Source organism: Methanosarcina subterranea, from assembly GCF_055385895.1.
Window position 1 is genome coordinate 3,432,112 of sequence record NZ_AP042426.1, and the last position, 24,276, is coordinate 3,456,387.

Genomic DNA, 24,276 nt, shown 5'->3' on the forward strand with positions numbered 1-24,276 from the left:
TTCCTGCATCAGTTTAAATTAACAGTTAAATTAACAGCCATATCAAATTAATATTGATACCTGTCCAGAGCCTTTTTTCTTTTACCTGACTGAAAACTTCACTTCAACTCCTGGGAAACCTGTAATCGGGAGCCTTTGAGAAGAAAGCAAATGGCCATCTTCAATGCTTGATAATCTGAACTTTATATCAACGATTTTTCCTTGAGACCTGATTTTTACAGTGCCTCCCTTTACAAGCCCCAGCCTCCTGATCATACGCAGGTTCAGTTCGACAAAATCGTTCTCATCTTCAAGCCCGTGCCACATGAAAGGGGAAAGAGAATAAACGAGCGAAGCTGAGAGCGAAGCTGAAGAATATTCTTGGAGGGATTCAGAAAGGAATATGGAGCAGGATTTCTGACCGGGTTCGTATTTTGAATATGGAGCTTCAGTTTCAGTCGGCCCGGAGCAGGGTTCAGCAGGAGCCCGGAAGGCAAACTCACCTGCTTTCTTCAATCCGAAGTCTTCAAACACCTCTTTCCGGGCCGATTCGAAATCGAGCTGTTTTCCGAAAGCTGCCGTCAGGCTGGAAAGGGCATCGAAACTTAGAGTAGAGTCTCCACCTGTTGAAAGTAGCCTTCCTTCCGCATTGAGTACTGTACCCTGTTTGCGGTAAAATGGTTCGGATGCGATCACTATGTCAGCAAACCTGGAAAGCTCCCCCCGACTTGAAGTCTGGACTATCAGGGAATCCAGTTTCGAGAGAGCCCTTACTGCAGCCTCCCGGTCAGGAGTAAGTTCGAGAAAATCGGATTCCAGGCAGAAGAGGGTCTTTATTTTTCCGGAATCGATGTCCTCAAGCAGCTTTTCCAGTGTACGCTGCTTTGTGTTCGCTGTAAGCAGCCCTGCACCTGCAGAATTTGCAAAGGGCTTGAGGAAGAGGGTTTTTGAACCGGAAACCTCTGCAAGTTCCAGGACTGCTTTTATGCGCTCAGGGTTCGAGTAAGGATGAATATCGGCTACAAGCACGGAATCCTGTGAAGGAAACAGGAATTTCCCGTATTCTCCTGGTTTCAGGCAGAACTGCTCGTCAGCAACAGGCAAATGTCTGGGACCTATGCAGACAATTTTCGCTCCGTTCTCTTTCGCCCTGAGAACCCTACGGAGGAGCAGGGGATACTGAGAATAGGGGTCAACAAAGAGAAAAACCTGTTTTGCTTTTTCGACTTCCTCCAGGGACATATTCCGGTTGAGTGCAGCGTGCATACTAACCGGAAGAGAAGAATAAACGCCCATCCCGGTCTCCACATCTTTGTCGAACGCACCTGCAAGGACTGAGAAAGCCTTCTGTTCTTCATTTGTTGCGTTCCCCACCGAAAAGAAAACCAGACTTTTTACAGGTGCGGTTTTCAGAGCCTCAATCGATGTTGAGATAGCGGCTTCGAGTTCGGACTTCTGTCCCTTCACCATTGAGGTCTGAGGTTCAGCACAATATAGAGGAAGTTTCAGCCCGAACCTGCAGAGTTTGCCTGCATTTACCTGCGCACTTTTCCGGAAATCCACTGATACCAAAGCCTCTCCGGTTTCGGAAACGGTTTCCCTTAAATAAAGTCCGCAAGCAAGCCCGCAGCCTGGACATATGCTTGCATACACATTCTCCCTGTTATTTACCTGCATGTGCAGCCACCTCCTTCTTTATCTTCATTATCTTCAGGTTTCAGGGCAAAAAAGGGCGGAGTCCTGTCTGACATGCCCGGGAGGTACCTGTATTCTTTCTGGACAGGCACCGCAAAACGCTGGTAAAGGCGAGTGAGCGGAATTTCCGCAGGGCAGACATCTTCACACTGCCCGCAGCCTATGCAGGAATCCGAAAGGTGCAGGAAACGCACCATGTGGAAAAGGGACATTTTGTGGCTGTCCGCAAGGGAAAAGTAAGCAGTGCATTTTGAGTCCTCCCCGCAGGTGCAAACAGGACAGACTACTTTGCAGGCTCCACAGTGGATGCAGTTTTCAAGCTCCTTCCGGAAATACTCGAAGCGTTCTTTTCCATTTTCAATAGGGGCAAAAACTTCAGTTTTCCTTTTCTCGCTCATCCCGAGCATTACTTTGTTGACTTTTTCCCGGGCAGAAATACTTTTTCCATCAGCCTGCATAACTCCGGCAAAGCCTGCACTAACAGCATTTCTCAGGAGTTCTACCCCTTTCTCAGTCATAACTTCCACAAAGGTGCCCTTTCCTGCAAGGTCACCCGGGACCCCCCAGTTCCCGCAGGCCAGGTCAGCGCTCGTCGGGATCTTTACCTGACAGTAGCGGCAGGAGTCTCTTCTTCCGAGATCTTTGGCTTCAAGGTCATCAATAGGGATCGCGTGCTCTTTACCGTCTTTTGTGAAGAAAACGAGCTTGCCTTTTACGATTTCTTCTCCCGCAATTTCTTCAGGATCGAGCCTATAGATAGTTTCAAGCATCTTCCGGACTTTTTCTGGGTGCATTGTTCCCCCACAGTTCAGGCCTATTACATAAGTATCCTTAGAGGACATGGCATTCCTTTTCACCCTCTCAACGACTGCCCTTGCATCGCAGGGCTTTGCTGGCAAGGCTGTTTTTCCAGAGCAGGTCTCTGGCTTCAAGTACCTGGCAAGGTTTACGGGCACTGAATGCATGGAACCTGCTGATTCCAGAACCTCCTGAACGTCCGAAGTAAATACAGGATAAGCTTCGAATTCGCTGACCTTTTTCAGGACAAGCACCCTGTCCACAAGCCCGGTTTCAAGGGCAGCTGCGAGCACTGCAGTCACAAGCCCTCCGGAGGCTCCGCGCGATCTCACATCTTCGGATGCAGCCCAGCCGAGCAATTTATCCCCGACCTTAATGTCGGCAGCAACTTTCAGTTCTGACATTTTCAGGCCACCCCTTCGGGTTTTAAGACACTCGGACCAAGCTGCCTGACCTGTTCCGTAACCATGCGGACAACCTCAGCAAACTTTTCACCTTCCGATGCCGAGATCCAGTTAAGCTGCAGCCTTTCTTCTTCAAGGCCGAGCTCTTTCAACATCGAGCGCATAAAATTGAATTTTACAAGCGTTTTTTCGTTTCCATTTATGTAATGGCAGTCTCCAAGGTGGCATCCCGTAATTAGCACGGCATCGGCTCCTTCAAGAAAAGCGGAAAATACATGCACAGGGTCCACCCTGCTTGAACACATTACACGGATGATGCGCATGCTTGCAGGCTGCTGGAAACGCCCGATCCCGGCTCCGTCTGCGCCTGCATAGGAACACCAGTTGCAGCAGAACATTACAATCCTGGGTTCCCATGATTTAGAGATTTCAGTTTTCTCAGGTTCCATTAGCGGACCTCCTCAGAATAAGTAAAGACATCTTTTACCTGGGCAAGGAGCTGATCATTTTTGAAATGCTGCTGGTCGAGTGCCCCTGTAGGGCAGCTCATAGCACAGGCTCCGCAGCCCTTGCAGAGAGCCGGGTTGACCCCGGATTTCTTTGCTTTATAAAAAACGCCCTGCTTTTGAAGCAAAACTTCTGTTAAGCTGATTGCCCCGTAAGGGCAGACCTTCTCACAGGCTCCACACCCGACACAGAGTTCTGTATCGACTTTTGAGATAACAGCACTCGATTCCAGGGACTTTCTTGAGAGAATAGTACATGCCCGCGAAGCTGCAGCTGCAGCCTGGGCAATACTTTCGTCCACAAGTTTGGGAGCCTGGGCTGTCCCGCAGAGAAAGACCCCTTCGGTTGCAAAGTCCACAGGTCTCAACTTTATATGGACTTCCAGGAAAAAGCCGTTTGAGTCCAGAGGGACTTTAAACATAGGAGCAATCTGTCTGTTTGAAGCAGGAGCCACAAGCGGTGCACTCAGGACTATAAGGTCAGCCTCGATTTCCAGATCAAAGCCCGTAATCTCGTCGTATACTCTGACCTCATTTTCCCCTATCCAGGGCAGCCGAGTATCGGAATAGGCTATAAAGCGGACGCCTGCAGCCCTTGCCCTTGAGTAGAGTTCTTCCCATGCCCCGTAGGTGCGCATTTCCCGATACAGCACGTGTACGATAACCGAAGGGTCCCTTTCCTTGATGCGGAGGGCATTCTTAACTGCAGTTATACAGCAGACCCTGGAACAATAGGGGCGTTCTTTATTTCTGCTCCCTGCACACTGGACCATTACCACATGTTTTGCCTTGAAGTCGCCTTCGAGCTCTGCTTCAAGCTCTGACTGAGTGATAATATTCGGGAATTCACCATAGCTGAAGTATCCTGCGGGCGAAAGCTCTTCGGCTCCTGTTGCAAGGACTGCGACTGCAAACGAAACTTCCTGTTCTCTGTCTTCTCTGTCCCTTACCCGGCCTTTGAAATTTCCAACCGATCCGTTGACTTCAATCAGTTCTGAACCGGTCATAACCGTGATTAGAGGATGAGCCCTGACCTTCTCGAGAAGGGGAAGAAGGATTTTTCCGGTTTTTCTGCCGTCCTGAAGAGCTGTTATGTCCCTGAGGAGCCCTCCGAGTTCGGGTTCTTTTTCCACAAGCAAAACTTCAAACCCATTTTCTGCGATCTCGAGAGCTGCATGAAGACCTGAAATCCCCCCTCCTAACACGAGTGCATTGTGCCCGAGAGATAGTTCCTGTTTATAAAGAGGAGCAAGGCACCTGACCCTGGAAACCCCCATCCTTACGATATCCTTTGCTTTCTCAGTGGCTTTCTCATGCTCCTGCTGATGAATCCAAGAGCAGTGTTCCCTTATGTTCACGAGCTCAAAAAGATAGGGATTCAGCCCTGCAGCCCTGCAGCTCTCCTGGAAAAGAGGCTCGTGCGTTCGCGGGGTGCAGGAGGCTACAACTACCCTGTTCAGCCCGTGTTCGGCAATCATTTCTTTAATCCGTTCCTGGGCATCTTCGGAACAGGCGTACATTTCTTCTCTTGCAACAGCCACATTTTTAAGCGTGTTTGCATAGCTAACCACTTCAGGGACATTAACAAAGCCTCCTATGTTCGTGCCGCATTGGCAGACAACCACGCCGACCTTCGGTTCGCCTTCAACCGCCTTTTCCGGTGGAAACTCTTTTTTGCTCTCCAGAGTCCCGCGGGCAGGAGAGAGCAGAGCCCCGGCTTTTGCGGCAGCTCCACTTGCCTGAGCTACTGTATCAGGGATATCTTTTGGACCCTGAACAGCTCCTGCAGCGAAAATTCCGGGCCTGTTCGTGCTCATGGGATTCTCTATTGAAGTGTTTATAAATCCGGCTCCCGTAAGCCCTACCCCAGCAAGCCTGGCAAGTTCTTTGCCTGATTCGGAAGCCCCTATACCTATTGAAAGGACCACCATATCGAATTCTTCATGGGCTATGCTGCCATCCTCGTTTTCATAAGGAATTCTCAATTCTCCTTTCAATGGATTGGCTTCAACGCAGGAAGGGCGAGAACGGATAAAACGGACTTTTTTCTCATTTCTTGCGCGCTGGTAGAACTCTTCAAAGCCTTTTCCGAAGGCTCTTATATCAATATTGAAGATTGCACATTCGATCTCCGGGTCGTGCTCTTTTGCGATCACTGCCTGCTTTACCGCATACATGCAGCAGACCGAGGAGCAGTACTTTTTCGACAACTTCTGGTTTCTCGACCCCACACACTGAATAAAAGCGATCTTTTTGGGTTCTGTTCCTTTTGAGGTCTGGAGATGCCCGTGATAGGGTCCGGATGCATTCAGAAGCCTCTCAAACTGAAGTGAGGTTACAACATCAGGATGTTCGGGCCTGTATGCTTCAAGCCCTTTCGGGTTAAAAGCCTCAAAACCCGCGGCAAGGATTACGGCTCCGGCCCTGAGAGAGAGCTTCTGATCTTTCTGAGCGTAGTCAATAGCTCCCCTTTTGCAGACCTTTGCACAGTTCCCGCATTTGCCTTTGCTCAGGTAGATGCAGTTTTCAGGGTCAATTGTCATGATTCTGGGAACAGCCTGCGGAAAGGATAGGTAAATAGCTTTCCTCGGGGCGAGCCCTTCATTGAACCTATCCGAGACTTTTTTAGGGCATTTTTCAATGCAGTCCCCACAGCCAGTACATTTTGTCTCGTCCACGTATCTGGATTTTTTCTTGATTTTTACAGTAAAATCTCCGGCAACCCCGTCAATGGCAAGGACTTCGCTGTATGTGAGTAGTTCTATATTCGGGTGCCTGCTGGCTTCCACGAGTTTGGGAGAGAGGATGCAGGCTGCACAGTCCGAAGTAGGGAAAGTTTTGTCAAGCTGGGCCATTTTTCCGCCTATGGTCGGCCCGGATTCTATAAGGTAAACTTTATACCCGCTGTTAGCAAGGTCAAGGGAAGCCTGCACCCCGGCAATCCCTCCCCCGACGACAGCTACTGCTCCGGTTATTTCCGTTTTCATGCTTTCAGCTCCTACAGATATTTTTCAGATAATTCTGCTTTAGCACAGTGTTTGTCAGTGTTTGTCAGTGTTTGTCAGTGCTCTTTAGTATTTGTCAGCTTTTTTCAGCTTTCACTTCAAAACATCCTGAAACTTATGTGGGCACTCCGCCCTTTCCAAAATCTGTACCTGTACCGAGTTTTTTACCCGGAAACTTATTTTCGGCCCTTTCCCCGAGCTTTGTATAAAATTCGGTATTCTGGATGCGGTTCAAGTGAATGCCCAGTTCTTCAGGGGAATACCCGAAAGCGAGCCCGAGGAGCTGGGAATAATGCAGCACCGGGATGCTGAACTCTTTGCCCTGGAGGTCTGCAAGCTCAAACTGCCCCTGATCAAACTGAAGGTGGCAGAAAGGACAGGCGTCCACGATGCAGTCCACATCTGCTTTTTGCATGTGTTCGAGCTTTTTTTCTGTAAGTCTGAGGGCCACGTCCTGCATAGCTGAACGGGCTCCTCCCCCTGCCCCGCAACAGGCTGTTTTGTCCTCGTATTCTATACTTTGGGCTCCCGTAGCTTCTACCAGCTCGTCAAAAAAAGAAGGGTTTTCCACGCTTCCGAGTTTTCTTTCATGGGACGGTTTTATCAGGTGGCAGCCATAGTGCACTGCAACCCTGAGGTCAAGAGGTTGCGTGACTACGTCCCGGATTTTTTCGGGGCTTACTTCCCTGAAAAGATATTCTACTATATGCCTGACCTCAATCTTCCCGGAAAATCCTTTTCCGATTTCCGAAAGCTTTTCGTTGACACCGGCTTTTGCCTCGTCATCTTCTCTCAGGATCCGGTTGGTGTCCGCAAGTGTGGCATAACAGCCGTTGCACACTGTAAGGAGATCTGCATTAAGGGCTTCCGAAAGACACAGGTTTCGGCTTGCAAGGGTGAGCCAGGTCTTTTTGTCAAACGACTGAAAGACCCCTGGAGCAGGACAGCATGAAGCTCCTTCAAGTTCCTTAATGGAAATTCCAAGCCGTCCCATTACTTTCCGGGTGGCGCTTTCAATACCGGGATAACGGTTTGGGGCGATACAACCTAAAAAGAGAGAAAGGTTACGTTTTGAATTATCTGTACTGTTTCTCGTCATGTTTTTCAGCTTCTTATCGCAAATTCGTGTTTCAGGCCGGAGAAGACTGGTCAAATCCTGCAAGCCTGTCAAACCCGCAGGCTTTAACGAGCTGCCTTACTTCTTCAAGGGCTTCCGGGAAGGAATGCACGGTTCCGGGCAGTTCGTCCAGTTCAAGCTCTTTCCGCTTTTTCCTGTTCTGCTCATCAATCGGAACACCATGCCCGGTACGCATCACGGACTCAGCGATTTTTTTATGAGCTGGAAGCATGAAGCCATTTTTTACGGCAATACTTCGAAGCTTAAGCATGGTGTCCACGGTTTTTACTCCTTCTGGGCATCGTTCTTGACACCTGAAGCAGGTAGTGCAGTACCAGAGGTGCTCACTGCTGAGCACGCGGTCCCGCAGCCCCATTGCAGACATGCGCAGAAGTTTTTTTATGTTGTATTGCGGTACAACATCGGTAACCGGGCAGCCTGTAGAGCAGCCCTTACAGTTAAAACACATCAGAATTTTTTCTGCTCCGGCTTCTTCTTTGATTTCTTCGAAAAAAGCAGGATCGGATTCTGAGGTTTTTATAGGGTGTTTCATAGATTCATCCCTGATACATCTCTTAGTTTTTGAGGCGAATAGACAATTTTAGGTTTTAGATAATTTTTCAAATTTTGAATAATTCCTCAAATTTCTGCCCTTTCTCGAGAAGACTCTTCTGCAATCTTGAATTGCATACATGAACCTTCATTACCCGAAAAGGAAGGTTAAACAAGCTCCTGTTCAGGAATAAGCTCAGGATGCTCGCGGGGTAATAATATAATAATATACTTAAAAGTTTCGCACATTTATCATGATAATTAATTATAAATATAGCAAACAAAAATATTTAAAAAAAGAAATACCAGCATGCTCAGGCTCATTTTACAAAAATGAAAACTAAAAAAATCAAAGGCTGAGTGAAGATAAAAGAAATATAGAGAGTAGAGATTGGAATAAGAGTGGTTCTTTTCACTGAACTCAAGAGAATAATTTATGGGCTATAGCAATCAGCTTCACTCAAGAGAGATAGAAAAGGACAAATTTACGAATTTTGCTCCTTACAACCTTATTCGTTTTACTGAACCATTCTTGTCACGCTCGACAAAGGAGAGAGGTCTTTCAGACAAAAAAAGAAGAAAAAAGAGAATAGCTGAAAGTAAAAGCCAGAAAGTGAAAACGATAGATGAAGACAATAACGAATAGCCTCCAGATAAGCCGGCTGAGAAGCTTATATTTACCATTTACTCTCTCCTTAGACCCCGATCGCGAGATGGAATTTCTGACTTGGCGATGAATATCCTCTCTCCCCGTCCAGTATAGACCCTGACCCCAGCACCCTTGAGATAGGTCATGCAATCGTTCCTGGTGCAGTCTTTGGGGAATGCGGCATTGAAGGCGGGAGTCTTACTGGGTTTGTTGACAGTAAAATTGCTTCTTCTCCTTACTATCTCGTGGGCTGGATCGCTTCTCACTTGTTCCGGTTGCTGGAGGTGTAGCTGATGCAAGGGATGCAGTTTAAGCTCTAATAAATGGTGACGAACTGGGAGCTGCCCTGAATGCTACAGGTGCTTTCTCAGGTATAGTAGATGAAGGAAAAACAGGGGCAACCGTCACCCTTTTCCTTGTGAAGTATCCTTCAAAGCTCAACGAAATCCAGAAAGTAGTGGTCCCTCTTATTAAGTACGTGCCACTCAACCAGGCTAAAAAGGTCATTCCAGATATTTTATTTGACAATGCAGCTACGAAACTGATAAATAAATATGGTGAAGCAATTATAGCTGATTTGATAACGGTTGCCGAAAAGAACGGTAATCTGGCGAAAACTACTGGTATTGCTAAAGATGAGAACAATGTAAGGTGGTTGGAGGAAGGGGCGAGTTCATGGGGGTGGACTCATATCAAAAGCCCTCAGCGCTGGCAGCAAATCACGGATAAATTTGGACCTAAAACTCGAGCGAATTCGTTAAAACACAGAAGAAGCCTCTCCCCGAAAAAACAGTGGAGTTTCTGTTAGATGACGAAGAGCCGGACACTATTGTAATTACCAGTCTAGAGGGTGGAGCAGAAAATTTCTTGGGTATCAATAGCGAGATTGAGAAGTATTGTGGCGAAGTCAGGAAGCTGGGTGACTATCCTAATCTTTCTTCGCTTATGGAAACTTATGTTACTGGAAGTTATCTAGAACCTGAACTCCTTGTTAAGGAATGTAAAAAGCTACTTGCAAGGGATGATGTGACTGAGTGGATAAAAGAAAAACGAGAATCGTGCTGGAAGTTGCTGAGGATGCAGTAGAATCAGGACACAATTTGTATTTTTATTTATGAGCTGATCCCAAAACTTAAAATTGAGTCTCTGAATCTCAAATTTTGAACTATCAATCGAGTTTATGATCATGGAAAATAGTTCTGAAACTTTTATTAATTTAAGAAGAAACCTAGTTTTGGGATAGGCTCTATCTCCGGAAATTGAATGGTTTTCAAAGGGGAAGGAGCTCTCAATATCGGGTTTGCAACTGATTAATGAGTATAAATTTGAACAGGCTCGATTTCAATCGAAGTTGAGTCTGTAATCTCTTTTTTATTTATACACCGATACTCTTGACAACTTAGAAGAATATGAACTTGGCAGAATAGTTGAAAATCGGTTTCCGGAGTTAAGGGAAATATTCTTCTCCTGGGCTAGTGTCATGGCAACTTAATTAGGAGGGCATTAATATTTAGATTACCCCTCATAAGTAGTCTTTTTTCGTAATTATGATGGCTCATAAATAAATTTCCTAGACACTAGGAGATTTTCTTCAGGATATTGTTTCTCTTAATTGCAGTACTGGTTCAAAATTTATTTTATAATCCGGTTGGCAGACAGGCAGGCTTCGACCCCACGTAGCGCAAGGAGAGAAAATTGAGGTATTCCCTATCTGTATTCCGTAATAGATAAACCAGTTAATCAGGAACCGCCGAAAAATAGGAAAGGAAAAAAAGAGTGGAAACAGAGCTAGAAAATTGCAAAAAAATCGATACAGAAAAAGTAGAAGTGGAAAATAGGAAACAGATTTCAGAACATGCGGACCTGTCTGCCAAGCCCCTCCCGAACAGCTCTTTCGTAGACCATGTGTGCAGTTGCAACATCCTGAATTGCAAGCCCTGTGGAATCGAAGATCGTAATCTCCTCTTCACTGGTCCTGCCGGGTTTGAGACCGACTATAACTTCTCCAAGCTGGGCATGGATATCATTCTCAGAGATATAGTGCTTGGAAAGGGGAACGTTCACTTCCCCGGAATGGAGCGCCTGTACCATATCGTCAACGACAATTTTGGAGCGGAGGAGAAGTTCGGGGTCAAGTTCTTCTTTTCCTACGGCATCTGCCCCTATTGCGTTTATATGAGTCCCTTCTTTAATCCAGCTGGCTTTTACAACTGGTTTTCTAGTAGGAGTTGTGGTAACAAGGATGTCACAGTCGCAGACCTTTTCAATGCTCTCTTCGTAATGGATTTCACAGGACACAAATTCTGACATTTCCCGGATAAACTTCTCACAGCTTTCTTTTGTCCTTGAATTGATCTTTACAATTTCGGGTTCGAAAACTTCGCAGAGGGCCTCAAGCTGGGTCCTTGCCTGGTTCCCTGCGCCTACCAGCCCGATAACTTTCGAATCTTTCCTTGCAAGGTATTTCGCGGCAATCCCTCCGGCTGCCCCTGTCCGGATATCGGTCAGGTAAGTCCCGTCCATAATTGCAACCGGAGCTCCGGTTTCAGGGGAAATAAGGATGATCAGCGCCATTACTGTAGGAAGGTCGCGCATGGGATTTCCAGGATGGACATTTACAATCTTTACACCTGTGATATCCTCTTCTTCAAGATATGCAGGCATTGTCCGCAGGTCGCCGTTGTAAGCGGTGTAGTAAAGATAGGATTTAGGAGGCATCTGAACCTTGCCAAGCCCGTGCTGCCTGAAAGCTCTTTCCACTACCAGCATATCGGAATGCATATCCATAACACTTTTTACTTCTTCCTGAGCCAGCCACAATACTTCCATAACGTAACCCTCCACCGGAGCCATAGACCATCCTCACATCCTGAACGTAAGCCGACTTCCCGCTGAAAGCCATGCTTAAATTGAATAAAACCGGAATAAAAACCGGCAGACACACAGGCACATTGACTGCCGGGTAGCATAAATTGCCATTTTATTCGCGCAAATATGTATATATAACATATATCTTCACTCATTTAAAGAACTTCCTTCCTGAAAGGAGAAATTATGCAAGAGAGTTCTGCTGCTTTTCCCGGAACCTACCTGAAAGAAAAATTGCTGAAGCCTGCCAGAGATATCCGAAGTATCCTGCGCTGGGGATACCCTAAATTTGCAACCATTCGTTTTGTGGCTGATCATTCCCGGCTCAGTGTCGAAGAGCGGCATATCCTTACAAGGGTAATTATGCCTCCGGAAAAGGTAGTTTCCAGAATCAGGAAAAAAATGGCATGTGATGACATAAGAAATAGGGACATTATTCTTGACGGTTATAACGTCCTGCTGAGCGTGGACAGCCTGTTGAAAAATGAGCTCATGTGGTTCTGTGACGACGGGTATATCAGGGACACCCGTTATTACTTCAGCAAAACGAATCAGGCTGAAGATATTGAGGAAGCCCTGGACTTAGTCCTTGAATTTCTCTCCGAAGCCCGCTCTAAGTCAGCAACCTTCCTGCTTGATTCCCAGATCAGCCGGAGCGGAGAACTTGCCGGTTTCATCCGCTACAAACTTGAAGAATACAGGATTCAGGGAGAAGCCCGGACCTCAAAAACTGCAGATTTGGACCTGAAAACCGAAGGCGGAAATCCCGAAAAAAACCTTATTGTAGCAACCTCCGACGGGATCGTAATCGATTCGGTCACTCAGGTACTCGATATCCCTGCCTGCCTGATGGAAAAAATGGAAATTGAGCCGATAAGGCTGTACTGAATCAGGGCTCTACCAACCTGAGAATGTACTAACCGGATACATTAACCAGATATACTAACTGAGAATGTATTAACCGGATACACTAACCGGACATACTAACTGAGAATATACTAACTGAGAATATACTAACTGAGAATATACTAACTGAGAATATACTAACTGAGAATATACTAACTGAGAATATACTAACTGAGAATATACTAACCGGATATTCTAAACTAAGAATGTGCCTGACTGGGTAGACCAAACTCATTAAACAGATCAGGATTATCAGGCTCGATATATTAGTAATTAATTACCAGGGACTCGTCTGGAATATTCTGCCTGCCTGTAGACCTCTTCAGCTTCCTCATACTGTCCTTTTTCTTTCAGCAAATCCCCATATCCGCACAGGCTTCCGAAATGCCCGGGATCAAGTTCAAGGGCTTTTTTATACTGGACTTCGGCTTCGTGCCTGTGTCCGAACCTGGCAAGCAGCCTTGCATATTCGCAGTGAGCTTCCACATTACCAGGGTTAGTTTTAAGCGCGTACCTGAAGTGTACCCTTGCGCCATGGACAATTCCATGCTCTGCAAGCAGGCGGGCATAAAAAATGTGAAGTTTGGAGTTTTCCGGATCTACTTTGAGAGCCTTTATATAATGTGCTTCAGCTTCAAGAGACTCCCCTTTTTCTTTAAGGAGACTGGCGTAGCGGAAATTGGACTCTACATGTCCGGGATCAAGTTCAAGCGCCCGTATATAATGGTAGTTAGCCTCGGTTTTTTGCCCTCGCTTGTAAAGTAAAATTCCATACCCGCAGTGTGCTCCCACATGCCTCGGGTCAAGGAGAAGAGTTTTTTTGTACGCTTCTTCGGCGCCGTCCATATCCCTGAGCCTGTAAAGCAGGCAGCCGTAATTGCAGAGCGTATCAATATGGAAAGGGTGAAGCTCAAGGGCTTTTTCATACTGGACTCTTGAAGCATCAAGTTTTCCGAGCTCGGCAAGCATATCTCCGTATCCGCAGAGAGCTTCTATATTTTCCGGGTTCTCCTCAAGCGCTTCTTCAAATTCTCTTGCAGCAAGACCTTCAAGTCCCAGTAAAGAAGCTGTTTTCCCGGCCTCCATATGGGCATTTTCTCGCATTTTCCCTGAGAATAGTGAGGCACATGCCCTGGAAAACACATATTTTTCCCTGTACATCTTATCGTTGCCGAAAATAAAGGAGAGTTTCAGCAGGGTCTCTGGCGAAAGCGAGTGCTCACGTGAAAAAGAAATGACAAACTCAACGACCTCATCGAGATCACATTCATCTTCTGCAACCTTTTCGATTACATGAAAAACCAGCTTGTCTACGGCATCTATTTCCATGTCCAAAAACCTCCTGAATTAAACTTCTACAGTGAATTTATTTGGCTGGCTATAAATAATTACGCTTTTATTTTTGACTCACTATTTCCGAACTTCAGAAGGTTTTTAATATATTAATCCCTAATTATATTTGGGATGGTTCAAAAATAGATGGCAGCATATGACGATTTAAGAGATGAAATAACAATTATCAAGTGGCTTGAGAGAATTAACAGAAGACCAAAAACAGAGAAAGCTTATCTCCTTGGCTTCCAAAAATATGTTGAATTCACAAAAATGTCACCAACTGAACTTTTACAGGAAGCAAAGCGTGAAATTCGTGAAAACGTTGACGGGGACGATAGAGCCATCCTAAACCGGAGATATGCCTTTAGAAATTATTTGCAAAAGACAACACTATCCCCGAACTCTATTCAGAGCGCAATGAATGCCGTGACAAGCTTCTATTCCACATTCTCACTTAACCCGCCAAAGCTTAAAGGGAATAAACGACCAAGCCCAAAGGAAGAGAACGCAGGGATTATTGAAAAAGCGGATATTCACGATGTATTGACCATAACAGACCCATTGGAAAAAGCGGTAGTTTTAACCGGTGCTTCATCAGGTTTGGGCATGTCCGATATAATTAATTTAACGCTCCGGCAGTACAAAGAAGGGCGTGACAAGGAAAATAATATTTGTGTATTAAATCTCACACGTATTAAAACAGGGGTTAAATTTACCTGTTTCATTTCTTCCGAATGCTGCACAGCAATTGATTCATATATTGAATACAGAAGCAGACCCTCTGCACCTCGGCAACATGTGGTAAATGATGATGGATACTTGTTTATTCAGCATAGAATTTCAAAACAATATAATCCCGAAGACCCAAAAACAGAAGAATACCGTAAATTTACAGAGGTTGCCTTTACAAGAATGTACGCAAGGCTTGCAGAAAGGGCGCAAAAAATAAACCCAAATGGTTGGAACCTTGTGAGAAGCCATCAACTTCGTAAATTTTTTAACAATACGTTACGGCACGCAGGGCTAGATTATGCATTCTGTGAGCATATGTTAGGGCACAAAGCCGATGATGTGGATAGCGCATACCTGAAAGTTAATCCTGAAGAGTTGAAACGAAGATATCTTTTGTATATGCCGTACCTGACCATTGAAAAAGGCGCTGCATTCACTGAAGAAACTTTTGAGGATATGAAAGCAGAAATTACGAAACTGAAAGCAGAATCAGAAACAAACAAACTTGAAGCATTTGAGCACCAGAGGCTTGAATCAGACTTTAAAAATTATAGAATTGAAACACATATTCGTATGATGGAAATGGAAAGAGATTCAGCAATAAAACCCTATGAGTTTGAAATTGAGAAAAATAATGAAGAAATTGAAAGGCTTGGATCCCTGAAAGGAATTATAGCAATGGATAATGGTTACATCATTGAAACCGGTGATTTAGAAAAAGAGCAACAGAAAACATTAAGAGAGGAAAATAAAAAGTTAAAGATGCAAATTCAAAGAATAAAAGCATTTTTTCAGAAAGATATTGATGAATTTAAGAGAAATCCCTATTAATTCCTCTCACTATTTTTTAAATTCGTTTGAATTTAATTCCCTTTCTTTTTTTACCAAAAGCGGGAGAAAACAACCCGCTAAAGTCTGGGAAAACGAAGGCTTTGTCCTTTTAATCCCTTTCTCTTTTTTCATTCTCCTGAAGCCCTTTTGGATATTATTATATATAGGACTTACGCGGTTGATTTGTTTTCTATAGATCACATTAAAATAATATTGTTTTTAATATAATAATAGAAATATAATCAAAAGAAGAGAAGAATTCTTGTTCTGGATAATTCAAAATCACATCATGCTGATAAAACGGTAAGGAAAGCAAGAGATTTAAAAATAACACTTGTGTTCCTTCCTCCTTATTCTCCAGATCTAAATCCTGTAGAATTTATGTGGAAAACGATTAAGAGAGAAGTATCTGCCACATTTATTCAATCAAAAGAACATTTAAGAAACATCATTAGAAACGAATTTATGAAAATGGAAAAATCATTATCATTTGCAAAAAATGGATGGAACATTCAAGCTACAAATAAAAAGTGTAATTTGTTGAGTTAGGAACTATAGTTGATATTTTGATATTCCTGTAACTTAACAAATCTGTTAAAGTCCATTTATTATTTCTGGAGGGGGTATTGTGTGCACAGTAAGATGGATACTAAAAAGATAATGCTTAGGGTTCGGGAGCTATAATCACCCTATTCCGTGCGCTCCAAGTACAAAAATTACAAACGGAGTCAAGGAAATCTTAATTCCATAAATCTTATAATGAGCTTATCCCAAAAGCCATTACTTCCATTTATTAACAATTTTTTATGATCATTTTCAAGATCAAGAACCCTCTCAAGAATTCAGGATACAGGATTCGAGAAGCAAATCCTGAGTTTTGGGATCAGCTCAACCATTATTTTAAGCAATTATATGGCATAAAATCATAGAAAATGCATTAATAGCTTTTTTACTTCATTGGTTTTTATATTCACTTTTCCATCTTTTAAAATTTTATCCTTTATCTTTTTTAAAGTGCTCCTGTATTTTATCCCTAGTTCCTTAGCTTCTTTTGGAATTTAAGCCAGATTTTCTGTTTAATCTCTTCTTCATTAATGAAAACCTGAGGCTTGATAACATCCAAAGTCTGATCTTTAATATTGGCTTCTTTCCTAATATAAGTCAGACCGTCAGCCGGAGTTCTACTTTTTCTCTGTCCTTTCCATTTCACAACTATACACTAACGGATCAAATCGGAATCGTTCATTCCGCTCTCTCTGTATGCTACAACAAGCATATTGAAAATCAGAAATAAAAAATGATAAATCTGTCATCTTTGGACAATTGAGAATTATAAAATCTCATCAAAAAACGGGAAGAGAAAATTAGATGCTTAGAATTTGAAATTGAAAGAACAAGAAAACCATATCTGAAACAGATTGAAGAAAGATAGTGTATTGATCGAAAAATACTTCTAGCAAAAAAACGCACCCTGAAAAACAGATATTAGTCAGTTTGATTGTTCGTGCTGGAATTTGGTGGATTAATTTACAGAAAAATTTGCACACTGCCGAGAAAATTGATAGAAAACTTGTTTAACTAAAATTTAGTCTATATCTTCTAGTGCTTCGATTCCAAAATCAATTCCTTATTTATCGGGAAAATCCGTGGTCTTCGAATCTATTCAAAAACCAAGGTTTATGAATTTACTTTGGAATCGCAGTACTAGTGTTGCGTCAACGATCAAATGTCGTATAAAATTGGCTGCAACCATCCGGAATCATTCGATCCTTTAGGATTGACGAGACACTAGTAATATTCGAGATATCAATACCGATGAAAAATAAGAGAAAATCGAAAAATTCTATTTCTATTCTTACGAGACAATGTCGGCGGATTATCCAGAACTTATCAATGCTTTCTATCTATGTCCATATATTTTCTGAATTTAGTTAACGATGTATAATATGGACTAAAATTTCGATATGTTTTATAATTAATCATATATAATGATAAGATTAATTTTTCTAAGTTAACGGTGATTACATATGAAAGAAATACTAAAAGCTTTGTGTTTGTTAATGTTCATTGTAATTCTTGTCCTGCCTGTAGAGGCAGTGACCAATGAACTATCCGGGTATGGTAACTTTACAGAAGGATCTGGATTGAATATAACAGAAAATGCTTCTAGAAATTATTTTGACTCAGGTTCCGGCTTAATCTGTATTGCCGCAGGAAAGACTACAGACAATGGAGAAATTATTTCTGCAGATGATGTTGTAGAAGAAATTACTTTTCTAACTGATAGTCCCGAATCTGAACTCTCTCCGGTCTGGACTCCGGATGGAAATTACATTTTGTACACTGTTAAAAGAAATGACTCGGATAGTCTTGAATCATATAGAATGAGAGCAAATGGCAGCGAGATAGAACGAACGGGCACTGGAGAAGGAAATCTTACCGGCTTTAGTGATATAAACCCTATCGGAACAGAACTGATTTTGACTAAATCGATTGATTCTCAATATGATCTTTATCTGGCAAACCTGGAAAACGGAACAGTATTCTCTGTTACCAACGACCCGCAGGTCTCTGAAGGCTGGGGTGTATGGTGCCGCCTTGGGAGAAAAATAGCATATACGCAGGAACCTGAGGATATGCCGTCTCAGTTATGGATAGTTGATCGGGACGGAAGCAACAAAACAAGGCTAGGGGCATCAGAAAATGTAGGAATTGGAAAGGACTGGTGTCCTCTTGGATTAAGAATCATTTATAGTGCAAAAGACTTGAAAGACAAATATGACCTGTGGGTAATAGACTTTTATGGTACAAATCAGGCGCAGTTAACGAATACATCGTACAACGAGTGGAATCCCTCTTTTAGTCCTGATGGAAAATGGATAGCATATGTCTCGGATGAAGGAGGGAGCCCTGATATCTGGATCAAGGATATTGAAGGAAGTTACAGAGCCAAGCTTACAAACAATACTGGAAGCCCTGATTCTGTTCCCAAGTGGAGTCCTGACGGGTCAAAAATTGTTTTCACAGGATACGACACGGGGAATAATTCTACTGTTAATATCACAGATACCGACACGATAAACGGTTCAAATATAAATGGTTCGAACTTTAATTTGATTAATAGCTCGGATATTAACGCGATAAATGACTCAAATATCAGTACGATAAACGATTCAGGCATTGATCAGATGAATAGTTCGGATAGGGCCGCAATTAATGGTTCGGATATTATTGTTATCAATCTCTTATTTGAACCTTATAATCCACCTTCTCCAAAAATTACCGGCATTAAAGTCGATCCTTCCGAAGGACTTTCTCAGGAAGGAAATGTCACAATTTCCATAACAGTAACGAATGAGGGAGGAAACGCAAGTGAAGGGAATATCTTAGTTTCCTTCCCCGGTAAAGACAAAATCGAAGGTGTAGAAGGAACAGGCAGCATTGCCAATATCTTTTCAGAAGGTAGTTCTGTTCAGGGAAAAGACGGAGAAATAACTGTTCAATATCCACTTGTTGAATTTATAGAATATGAATGGAATACAGGGCAGGAAGAAACCCTGAATGTGACCATAATACCGAATAACGAGACTGAGGAGTTTGTGTTTTTTGTACGGGGAGGTCTGAAAGACAACCGCACGGAAACTTACAGGAGAGACCCTTTAACCTCTACAGAAAAAGACCAGCAGGGATTTGATGTCTACAGGTACTCATTGAATTTATGAGAAGCTCGAAGATTCTTGATGTTGAAGCAAATATTCTGTTATTAAATATGGATGAAATGCTCCATTATTGAAACAGGGTATTTTAGCTTTAATATCTTCAAATCTATAGGTCTTATTTCATTTTTTCATTTTTAAATGACTGGTTTCAGAATTTTTCTTTACGCTCTTCTTTGTTTTTTTTCCATAGGCTGAAAGTGCGGGTCCTGACGTGTCCGAAGTTATCGTACCGCCACCTACTCTTTCTCTATGTTTGTGGAGTAGAGTTTGGAAAACTCAGACATACCCTTTTTAAACTTGTTCATATGCAGTGGAGGAAATAAGAGTTAAGAAAAAGATTGAGGTAAAAACCTCAAGATTCAGATTTATATTGCAGTTTAAGTGGTTGTACAAAGGCATGTTTTACAAACATGCTTGCACAAAAGAGCATTTATTGCTTCATATTACTTCAGACTACAATAGCATTACTCACCTGCCTCTTTATTTCGTAAAGGCTCTGGCGTGAGTCAAGGAAATAAAAACGTTCCATTAAGATTTTTTCTTCCTTTAGTCTGTTCAATGCATATCGGACTGTGCGTGAAGGAAGAATTGTTTCACGAATTAGATCTTTTTGTGTCATCTGTCCGTTTGCTTCAAGCGTTTTAAACACCAGCTTTGCAGACGGAGGCAGTTTCTCAAGTTTTTCGTAGCTAATTTCATTCGAATTGTCGTTTATAGATTCATTTTCAACAAAAACGATCCCTCATAGTGAGTCACCATCCTCATAAAAGAGCTCTTTATATTTAAGCCGTTTGGTCCAAATTTTAAAAACAGATACAAAAGGATTAGTTTATTAGACTTTAAGGAGAGATAAATATGAAAAACAAAGGCAAATTAACATAATTGTACTTTAAAGTATCCCAGATGGAGAAATGCCCGAAAAATAACTTCAGAGCTTTTTCTTTCTTAATTAGAAGTACTGAAACGAATCAGTTAGCTAATAACTATTAGGTCAAATGTACCATCCATACACGAGACCGCAAATTCATGGAAGTGCTTCATGTTATCTGACATCTCTTCGTAAATTGAATGAGAAACATATATGGTTATATGCGGTTTTTTTTCAGGGTCTTTTTTAAGTTCTAGATATAATTCTTTAAAGATCTCTATTAGAGTCTTAAGGTTGATACGTCTGATTATTCTGATATGCCCCGCTCCCTCCGAATCAATCATAGTTCTATAACTCTTGTTTTGCTTTATATTCTGCTCATTTAAACCCATTATCTTACCGCATGTATGATTTTTCTATATTTTTATGTGCAAATATAGGTTCACAATTGTGAACTTTTTTAACGTTGAATTCACAATTGTGAATACACTATTTTCTTAAGTTATAAAAACATTGTGATCACAGAACTGAATAAAAAATTACTGAAAAAAAGAGATTCCAAAAAGAAATTCTGGAATAAAACAACTATCATTTGCAAAGAAGTGGATGAAATGCCTCCATGCACAGATAAAAGTATGAGTTCACAGAGTTACCTTGAAGTTCGAAAGCTCCTGTTGCAGAAAGGGTTTACAACAGAAGTTTAAAGGCCGAAACTTAAGAGTTTCATGCTTCCGAGCTTACCAGCGTTCTTCCTTCAATACCGCTTCTTTTCCCTTCAATACTGCTTCTTTTCCCTTCTCCCTGTTGTACATGTTCACGCTCCCTGAGGAGTATATCTGACCAGCTTTCAGCCCATACTTTGAGTTCTTCAGATTCAAGTGGGGCAGGAACATATTTCTTATCATTATGCAAAATGCCCCTTGCAAGTTCTCTGTAAAGCTCAGCCTGCTCTGAGTCAGGTGCATGTTCGACCACAGTCTGCCCTCTGAGTTCACTCCTTGTAACATCAAGCGAACGGGGCACATATCCTGCAATCGTTGTCTTTGTCTGACTTGCAAAGTCGTTTATTATCTCCTTTTGAATCTGCTGGTTCATTGAGTTTGCAATTATGCCGCTGAACAGCGCACCGCCATTGTTTGCATATTTTCTTATTCCTTTGAAAAGATTGTTGGCTGCATATATTGCCATGAAATCCGAGGATGCGACAGTGTATACCTGTTCTGCAACACCTTCACGGATAGGTATTGAAAATCCTCCACAGACAACGTCTCCAAGGACGTCATATATTACTACATCAGGTTTGAATTCCTCAAAGACATTTTTTTGCCTCAGGAGTTCAATTGCAGTAATAATACCCCTGCCAGCGCATCCCACTCCAGGCTCCGGACCTCCTGCCTCGACACAGAGAATGCCATTAAAGCCCTCGTAGACAATATCGCTTGTTTCTATTCTTTTCCCACTCCTTAAAGCATCAAGAACCGAAGGAATCGATTTCCCGCCCCTCAGGTTATTTGTGGAGTCGCTCTTTGGATCACAGCCGATCTGCATTACTGTAAGGCCCAGGTCCGAAAGAGCTGCTGAAAGATTTGATGAGGTAGTCGATTTTCCGATACCTCCTTTTCCGTAGATTGCGATGTTTCGTGCTTTTGTCATTTCATCACCATACGGAGAAACAAACAGATACAATTTATAATCTTAGACTTCAGCAATAATTGACTTTTAAATTCTGTTTTTCTTGATTTTGCGGCAAAAATCCCCTCTTTTTATTGAATTTCTACTTCTTATCTGGCTAATGAAAAGATTAATTTGATAATTTTTCTGATAAATCAGAAAAATCAGAAAAGTATAAATTTATGGAAAACCTCATTATCATGAGGATTCTAATGGCCAATAAGAAAACAATTGATGAATGTTGTAATTCTAACGGATCGTCATGCGGATGTAATCAGGGTTCGGGATGCAAGGTCGAGGCAGTTCTTAGTGTGGATGAAAGAGGACAGATGGTACTTCCAAAAGACGTACGGGAAAAAGCTGGCATCAATCCAGGGAATAAACTTGCTTTGATCAGCTGGGAAAAGGAAGGTAGTATTTGCTGCCTCGCTCTCATAAAGGTCGAGTCCCTTAGCGGAATGGTAAAAGGTGTGTTAGACCCTTTGATGCAAGATAACGATTGAAAAGAGGAGTTGGGATCACATGGACAATAAAAAGACTGCTGGTTCATCATGCTCATGCACACAGAGATTGGAGATAAAGCCATTAAATCGTTTGACTGAAAATCTACCGGTTTCTGAGATTCTCAATACCACAAGCACAATCACATTCGCCAATCGGCTCGATCACTTCCTTGCCCGGTGGGGAGTTAACCGGATGGGACGTATTGTAAAGCCCGGCCTTTACCGGCTAGGAAATCCGACACCGGATTCACCTGTTTTTGTCTCTGCAAATTACACGCTGAGTTTTGACGCCGTCCGTTTCGCACTTGCAGGCACTGACTGTTATATTCTTGTCCTGGACACAAAGGGAATAAATGTCTGGTGTGCTGCGGGTAAAGGTACATTCGGGACAGATGAACTTGTGCGGCGTATATCATCTACAGGGCTTACCGACGTTGTCAAGCACCGAACCCTCATCCTTCCTCAGCTGTCAGCTCCGGGAATATCTGCATACGAAGTGAAACGCAGATCCGGATTTACGGTGGAATATGGTCCCGTTCGTGCCAGCGACCTTCCCGAATACCTCAAAACGCGGAAGGCAACGCCTGAAATGCGCAGGGTTCAATTCCCATTAAAAGATCGACTGGTACTTACCCCTATAGAGTTTATCCATGCAGCACTGCCGACAATTATTGCCAGTATTATTCTTTATTTCCTTGCAGGCCCTCTTACAGCCTTCGCTGTAATCACAACAGTTCTTGTGGGAACTTTACTCTTCCCAGCTCTGCTTCCGTTTATCCCCACACACGATTTCAGTACAAAAGGGCTCATTCTGGGGGAGATTGTCGCTATTCCTTTTGCAGTTGTTTCCTTTATGGCAAATTCTGCATTTCCCTTATGGGAGAATGCTCTGATATCTTTGGCAGTACTTCTGATTATGCCAGCTTTAGTAGCGTACTTAGCACTTAACTTTACAGGATGTACAACTTTTACTTCAAGGACTGGCGTTAAAAAAGAAATTTTCCGATATGTGCCTGTAATGGCGTTTATGGCAGGCTCTGGAATTATACTCTCAATTCTTCTGGGAGTAATCGCGTTAATGAAGGTGATCTGAATGTTTAATTCGTATCTTGAGAACACACTCAAGTATCATCTGGACCAGTGTATCAACTGCAGGCGTTGTATGCAGGTCTGTCCTCACGGAGTCTTTGCCGAAGGAGAAGAACACGTTGAACTCGTACAGCCATCTGCATGTATGGAATGCGGAGCATGTGCTCTGAATTGCCCTGTCCAGGCTATAGAAGTGCAGAGTGGAGTTGGCTGCGCATGGGCAATGATTGGTGCAGCAATTAGAGGAAGAGATATGGATAGTGGCGAATGTGGCTGTGGAGGAGAGACTGGATCTTGCTGCAGTGGAAGTACAGAGAAAATATCCTGTAGTGAAAAGTAATGAAAAAAATGTCTGCATCAGAGTAATAAATAATTGCAGTTGAATACGAATTTGGTCGTTCTCTAGTAATCGGTTGGTATCTTTACGAACTGATCCCTAAACTCAAATGAGTCTCTGAAATCTCAAATTCTGAATGAACAGTAGAGTTCTCGATCCTGAAAATGGTTCCGAGATTTTTTGATCTGAAGGTAAAATTTGGTTTTGGTATGAGCTCAGTATATTGTTTCATGCCTTAACTTCTTTCCACAATTTTCAGTTCAATTCTATAGTTGCTTTCTTACTTTTGTAAAAGTTCACACCTACATTTTACTTGTCTTATCTTGCCGGGCACAGGTTATGGTCAGTAAACCATAAACAATTCTTGCATCCTGAGCACGTGTTTACAGGCTCACTGTTTATCACATGATTGGCAAACTCAGGGTCAGCTAACTTGCCTCTGCCAATAGCAGCAAAATCCACATAATCATTTTCATTTAAGAACCGAACCTGTTCTTCCGTGCGGATTTCTTTGACTGCGATAACGGGAATGTTTACTTCTTTTTTGATCTTGCATCCATTGAGATTATAGGACTGCATATGAAACCTTCCGTTTTGGTATACTCTTACCTATGTTTTCTTCTAACTATTCAGGTTATGGTTAATGACGATTTTTTCAGAACCGATAGAACAGCCTTTAGTTCTTAGTGGATACGAAGTATCTAGCGAATAT

22 protein-coding genes and 1 pseudogene are annotated in these 24,276 nt (G+C 42.7%); 11 read left to right on the forward strand and 12 right to left on the reverse strand.

Annotated elements, in window-relative coordinates:
* Positions 1-81: 81 nt before the first annotated feature.
* From ACZ5A8_RS14860 to hdrC, 6 genes are all read right to left on the reverse strand, one after another.
* The gene (locus ACZ5A8_RS14860) at positions 82-1,656 is read right to left on the reverse strand and encodes a hypothetical protein (RefSeq protein ID WP_464529993.1); all 1,575 of its coding nucleotides are present in this window, start codon (positions 1,654-1,656) and stop codon (positions 82-84) included.
* Positions 1,647-2,876, reverse strand: coding sequence for a Coenzyme F420 hydrogenase/dehydrogenase, beta subunit C-terminal domain (locus ACZ5A8_RS14865; RefSeq protein ID WP_464529995.1), 1,230 nt, complete (start codon positions 2,874-2,876; stop codon positions 1,647-1,649). The genes ACZ5A8_RS14860 and ACZ5A8_RS14865 overlap by 10 nt, the downstream gene beginning before the upstream one ends.
* 2 nt (positions 2,877-2,878) lie before the next feature.
* The gene (locus ACZ5A8_RS14870; RefSeq protein WP_229390337.1) at positions 2,879-3,325 is read right to left on the reverse strand and encodes a hydrogenase iron-sulfur subunit; all 447 of its coding nucleotides are present in this window, start codon (positions 3,323-3,325) and stop codon (positions 2,879-2,881) included.
* Complete coding sequence (locus ACZ5A8_RS14875; RefSeq protein ID WP_464529996.1) at positions 3,325-6,369, reverse strand: FAD-dependent oxidoreductase; 3,045 nt, start codon at positions 6,367-6,369, stop codon at positions 3,325-3,327. Before ACZ5A8_RS14875 ends, ACZ5A8_RS14870 begins: the two co-directional genes overlap by 1 nt.
* Before the next feature lie 133 nt (positions 6,370-6,502).
* Complete coding sequence (hdrB, locus tag ACZ5A8_RS14880) at positions 6,503-7,486, reverse strand: CoB--CoM heterodisulfide reductase subunit B (protein ID WP_464529997.1); 984 nt, start codon at positions 7,484-7,486, stop codon at positions 6,503-6,505.
* A 31-nt stretch (positions 7,487-7,517) separates the two neighbouring features.
* Positions 7,518-8,057, reverse strand: a complete 540-nt coding sequence (gene hdrC / locus ACZ5A8_RS14885; protein ID WP_464529999.1) for a CoB--CoM heterodisulfide reductase subunit C — start codon at positions 8,055-8,057, stop codon at positions 7,518-7,520.
* Positions 8,058-8,492: 435 nt separating this feature from the next.
* Here hdrC and ACZ5A8_RS14890 point away from each other — a divergent pair, with 435 nt between their 5' ends.
* From ACZ5A8_RS14890 to ACZ5A8_RS14900, 3 genes are all read left to right on the forward strand, one after another.
* Positions 8,493-8,702: a hypothetical protein gene (locus tag ACZ5A8_RS14890; protein ID WP_464530000.1), complete on the forward strand. Its 210-nt coding sequence runs from the start codon at positions 8,493-8,495 to the stop codon at positions 8,700-8,702.
* A 421-nt stretch (positions 8,703-9,123) separates the two neighbouring features.
* On the forward strand, positions 9,124-9,513 hold the full coding sequence (locus tag ACZ5A8_RS14895; RefSeq protein WP_464530002.1) for a hypothetical protein: 390 nt from the start codon (positions 9,124-9,126) through the stop codon (positions 9,511-9,513).
* Between the two features lie 59 nt (positions 9,514-9,572).
* Positions 9,573-9,791 (forward strand): hypothetical protein, encoded by a 219-nt coding sequence (locus ACZ5A8_RS14900; protein ID WP_464530004.1) that lies wholly within the window; start codon positions 9,573-9,575, stop codon positions 9,789-9,791.
* 762 nt (positions 9,792-10,553) lie between these two features.
* On the opposite strand, the gene ala is transcribed toward ACZ5A8_RS14900, so the two are convergent.
* A complete protein-coding gene (gene ala / locus ACZ5A8_RS14905) occupies positions 10,554-11,534 on the reverse strand; it encodes an alanine dehydrogenase (protein WP_229390442.1) in 981 nt (326 codons plus the stop codon).
* 225 nt (positions 11,535-11,759) lie between these two features.
* On the opposite strand from ala, the gene ACZ5A8_RS14910 reads away from it, so the two are divergent.
* The gene (locus ACZ5A8_RS14910; protein WP_464530006.1) at positions 11,760-12,461 is read left to right on the forward strand and encodes a DUF434 domain-containing protein; all 702 of its coding nucleotides are present in this window, start codon (positions 11,760-11,762) and stop codon (positions 12,459-12,461) included.
* 291 nt (positions 12,462-12,752) lie between these two features.
* On the opposite strand, the gene ACZ5A8_RS14915 is transcribed toward ACZ5A8_RS14910, so the two are convergent.
* Entirely contained in the window at positions 12,753-13,808 is a 1,056-nt protein-coding gene (locus ACZ5A8_RS14915; protein ID WP_464530007.1) for a tetratricopeptide repeat protein, read from the reverse strand.
* Positions 13,809-13,958: 150 nt separating this feature from the next.
* Between ACZ5A8_RS14915 and ACZ5A8_RS14920 the strand changes: the two genes are divergently transcribed.
* From ACZ5A8_RS14920 to ACZ5A8_RS14935, 4 genes and pseudogenes are all read left to right on the forward strand, one after another.
* A complete protein-coding gene (locus ACZ5A8_RS14920; RefSeq protein ID WP_464530008.1) occupies positions 13,959-15,377 on the forward strand; it encodes a tyrosine-type recombinase/integrase in 1,419 nt (472 codons plus the stop codon).
* A 258-nt stretch (positions 15,378-15,635) separates the two neighbouring features.
* A pseudogene (locus tag ACZ5A8_RS14925) lies at positions 15,636-15,921 on the forward strand (transposase); the annotation flags it as partial.
* 1,473 nt (positions 15,922-17,394) lie between these two features.
* The gene (locus ACZ5A8_RS14930; RefSeq protein WP_464530010.1) at positions 17,395-17,484 is read left to right on the forward strand and encodes a hypothetical protein; all 90 of its coding nucleotides are present in this window, start codon (positions 17,395-17,397) and stop codon (positions 17,482-17,484) included.
* Positions 17,459-19,099, forward strand: coding sequence for a TolB family protein (locus ACZ5A8_RS14935; RefSeq protein ID WP_464534155.1), 1,641 nt, complete (start codon positions 17,459-17,461; stop codon positions 19,097-19,099). Before ACZ5A8_RS14930 ends, ACZ5A8_RS14935 begins: the two co-directional genes overlap by 26 nt.
* A gap of 445 nt (positions 19,100-19,544) precedes the next feature.
* On the opposite strand, the gene ACZ5A8_RS14940 is transcribed toward ACZ5A8_RS14935, so the two are convergent.
* From ACZ5A8_RS14940 to ACZ5A8_RS14950, 3 genes are all read right to left on the reverse strand, one after another.
* The gene (locus ACZ5A8_RS14940; RefSeq protein WP_259637134.1) at positions 19,545-19,745 is read right to left on the reverse strand and encodes a winged helix-turn-helix domain-containing protein; all 201 of its coding nucleotides are present in this window, start codon (positions 19,743-19,745) and stop codon (positions 19,545-19,547) included.
* 323 nt (positions 19,746-20,068) lie between these two features.
* Positions 20,069-20,356 carry a hypothetical protein gene (locus tag ACZ5A8_RS14945; protein ID WP_048048017.1) on the reverse strand — a complete coding sequence of 96 codons (288 nt, stop codon included), beginning with the start codon at positions 20,354-20,356 and terminating at the stop codon, positions 20,069-20,071.
* 331 nt (positions 20,357-20,687) lie between these two features.
* A complete protein-coding gene (locus tag ACZ5A8_RS14950; protein WP_464530012.1) occupies positions 20,688-21,617 on the reverse strand; it encodes a nucleotide-binding protein in 930 nt (309 codons plus the stop codon).
* Between the two features lie 230 nt (positions 21,618-21,847).
* Between ACZ5A8_RS14950 and hgcC the strand changes: the two genes are divergently transcribed.
* The 3 genes from hgcC to hgcB are packed head-to-tail and all read left to right on the forward strand — an operon-like array spanning position 21,848 to position 23,567.
* On the forward strand, positions 21,848-22,138 hold the full coding sequence (gene hgcC, locus ACZ5A8_RS14955) for an HgcAB-associated protein HgcC (protein WP_464530013.1): 291 nt from the start codon (positions 21,848-21,850) through the stop codon (positions 22,136-22,138).
* Between the two features lie 19 nt (positions 22,139-22,157).
* On the forward strand, positions 22,158-23,231 hold the full coding sequence (gene hgcA, locus ACZ5A8_RS14960; protein ID WP_464530015.1) for a mercury methylation corrinoid protein HgcA: 1,074 nt from the start codon (positions 22,158-22,160) through the stop codon (positions 23,229-23,231).
* Positions 23,232-23,567 (forward strand): mercury methylation ferredoxin HgcB, encoded by a 336-nt coding sequence (gene hgcB / locus ACZ5A8_RS14965; RefSeq protein ID WP_464530016.1) that lies wholly within the window; start codon positions 23,232-23,234, stop codon positions 23,565-23,567.
* Positions 23,568-23,882: 315 nt separating this feature from the next.
* Here the strand turns inward: hgcB and ACZ5A8_RS14970 are convergent, their stop codons facing one another.
* Positions 23,883-24,143, reverse strand: a complete 261-nt coding sequence (locus ACZ5A8_RS14970) for a hypothetical protein (RefSeq protein WP_464530017.1) — start codon at positions 24,141-24,143, stop codon at positions 23,883-23,885.
* Between the last annotated feature and the right edge of the window lie 133 nt (positions 24,144-24,276).